3 protein-coding genes are annotated in these 2,512 nt (G+C 76.9%); 1 reads left to right on the top strand and 2 read right to left on the bottom strand.

Translation table 11 applies throughout. The features are described 5' to 3' along the window. Positions 1 to 6: 6 nt before the first annotated feature. Entirely contained in the window at positions 7 to 1,323 is a 1,317-nt protein-coding gene (locus ATM99_RS16495) for a homoserine dehydrogenase (RefSeq protein WP_062103924.1), read from the bottom strand. 259 nt (positions 1,324 to 1,582) lie between these two features. Here ATM99_RS16495 and ATM99_RS16490 point away from each other — a divergent pair, with 259 nt between their 5' ends. Then, positions 1,583 to 2,257 carry a heme oxygenase (biliverdin-producing) gene (locus ATM99_RS16490; protein WP_062101373.1) on the top strand — a complete coding sequence of 225 codons (675 nt, stop codon included), beginning with the start codon at positions 1,583 to 1,585 and terminating at the stop codon, positions 2,255 to 2,257. 3 nt (positions 2,258 to 2,260) lie between these two features. On the opposite strand, the gene ATM99_RS19505 is transcribed toward ATM99_RS16490, so the two are convergent. Beyond that, on the bottom strand, positions 2,261 to 2,512 hold a 252-nt coding region (locus ATM99_RS19505; protein ID WP_223305213.1), incomplete at its 5' end, for a hypothetical protein.

The following is a 2,512-nucleotide window of genomic DNA, read 5'->3' as shown; positions in this document are numbered from 1 at the left end:
GGGCGCTCAGAGCACCGGCAGCACGGACACGACGCGGCGCACGACGTCGAGCGCGGCGACCGCGTCGACGGTCTCGCGCAGCGCGCGCACGGGGGCGGTGTGGGTCGTGATGACCAGGGTCGCGGACGCGTCGTCGCCGGTGGCCTGGGGCGTCTGGCGCACCGACTCGATCGACACGTCCTGGTCCGCGAGCGCGTGCGCGACGCGCGCGAGCACGCCCGGGCGGTCGTCCACCTCGAGCCGCACCTGGTAGCGCGAGCGCGCGTGCCCGGCGTCGAGCACCGGGAGGTCGGCGTGCGAGGACTCGACCGGGCCCTTGCCGCCCAGCACGCGGTGCCGCGCGACGGACACCAGGTCGCCGAGCACGGCGGACGCGGTGGGCGCGCCGCCCGCGCCGCGGCCGTAGAACATCAGCTCGCCGGCGGCCTCGGCCTCGACGAACACCGCGTTGAACGCCTGGCGGACGCCCGCGAGCGGGTGGTCGGACGGCACGAGCGTGGGCTGCACGCGCACGAGCACGCCCGCGGTGCCGTCGTCGTCGTGCGCGCGCTCGGCGACCGCGAGCAGCTTGAGCACGTGGCCCGTGCGCCCCGCCCACTCGACGTCCTGCGCGGTCAGGCCCGTGATGCCCGCGCGCTCGACGTCGTCGAGCGCGACGCGCGTGTGGAACGCGAGCGACGCGAGGATCGCGGCCTTCGCGGCGGCGTCGTAGCCCTCGACGTCGGCGGTGGGGTCGGCCTCGGCGTAGCCGAGCGCCTGCGCCTCGGCGACCGCCTGGTCGAGCCCGTCACCCGTGGTGGTCATCGAGTCGAGCACGTAGTTGGTGGTGCCGTTGACGATCCCGAGCACGCGCTGCACGGTGTCGCCGACCAGGGACTCGCGCACGGGGCGCACGATCGGGATGGCGCCGGCGACCGCGGCCTCGAAGTACAGGTCGACGCCGGCCGCGTCGGCCGCCTGGTAGAGCGTCGGACCGTCCTGCGCGAGCAGCGCCTTGTTGGCGGTCACGACGGACGCGCCGTGCTCGACGGCGCGCAGCACGAGCGAGCGCGCGGGCTCGATGCCGCCCATGAGCTCGACGACGACGTCGGCGCGGGCCACGAGGTCCTCGGCGTCGGTCGTGAGCAGCGCGCGGTCGACGACCGGGTCGCGCTCGGCGTCGAGCGACCGGACGGCGACGCCGACGAGCTCGAGCCGCGCACCGGTGCGCGCGGCGAGCTCGTCGCCCTCCGTGACCAGGCGACGCACGACCTCCGTGCCGACGACGCCGCAGCCGAGGACGGCGATGCGCAGGGCGGGCGGGGCGGCGGGCGTGAGGACCACGGGGTGCCTTCCGGGCGGGGCGGTCGACGGGCCGCCGGGGTGTCGTCGGGTGGCGCGGCGGCGCCGCTGCGTGCGGGACCCCGGCCGCCGCCCAGGATAGGGCGGGCACGGCCCCCGCCGCCCGGACCGTCCGGGGCCCGGGCACGACGCACCTGGACGCGCGGTCTTGTTAGGGCAGCCTCACCTGATCTACGGTGGGGTCCTGACGTTCTGTCAGCAACCGTCGCGACGCCGTCGCACCCGGACCGAGGAGCCCGCCATGACCGCACAGACCGACGAGCGGCACCCCGCGACCGCGGACGTGCCCCTGTCCGCCGCGCTGCGTGCCGGGACGCGCGCGGACCACGAGGCGGCCGAGCGCTCGTCGTTCGTCGAGCACCTCGTCGACGGCCGCCTGCCGCTCGCCGGGTACGCCGATCTCGCCGCCCAGCAGCACGCGGTCTACCGCGCGCTCGAGGCCGCGGGCGACCGCCTGCGCGCCGCGGGCGCCGACGGCGGCCTGGTCTTCGCCGAGCTCGAGCGCGTCCCGGCCATCGAGGCCGACCTCGCGCACCTGCACGGGCCCGACTGGCGCGCGCACGTGCGCGTGCTGCCCGCGACCGCCGCGTACGTCGCCCGGCTCGAGGAGGTCGGCGACGACCTGCCCCGCTACGCCGCGCACGCCTACACGCGCTACCTCGGCGACCTGTCGGGCGGGCAGGTGCTCAAGCGCATGATCCAGCGGCACCACGGGCTCGACGGCGACGGCGTGTCGTTCTACGACTTCCCGCAGATCCACAAGCTCAAGCCGTTCAAGGACGTCTACCGCGAGCAGCTCGACGCGCTGGACCTGACGCCCGCGCAGCGCGACGACGTGGTCGAGGAGGCCCGCCTCGCGTTCCGTCTCAACCGCGCGATGTTCGCCGACCTGGGTGCGGTGCACGGGACCGACTGACGCTCAGCCGCCGAGGGCGCCGGTCGCCGACGGCGCGTCCGCACCGGGCGCCGTCGGCGCGTCGTCGTCCGGCCGGTCCTCACCGTCCGCAGCGGCACCGTCGGCAGCGGCACCGTCCGCAGCGGCGCGCCGGACCCGGCCGCCGCCGCGCAGCCCCACGACGACCGCCCCCGCGACCACGACGAGCAGCAGCGCGAGCGCCGACCACGGGACGGCCGCGACGGACGCCGCGGCGCGGTCGGCCGCGAGGACTCC

This window comes from Cellulomonas sp. B6 (assembly GCF_001462455.1).
In the GTDB taxonomy this organism is placed as follows: Bacteria; Actinomycetota; Actinomycetes; order Actinomycetales; family Cellulomonadaceae; genus Cellulomonas.
This window is presented reverse-complemented; position numbering and strand designations above follow the sequence as displayed.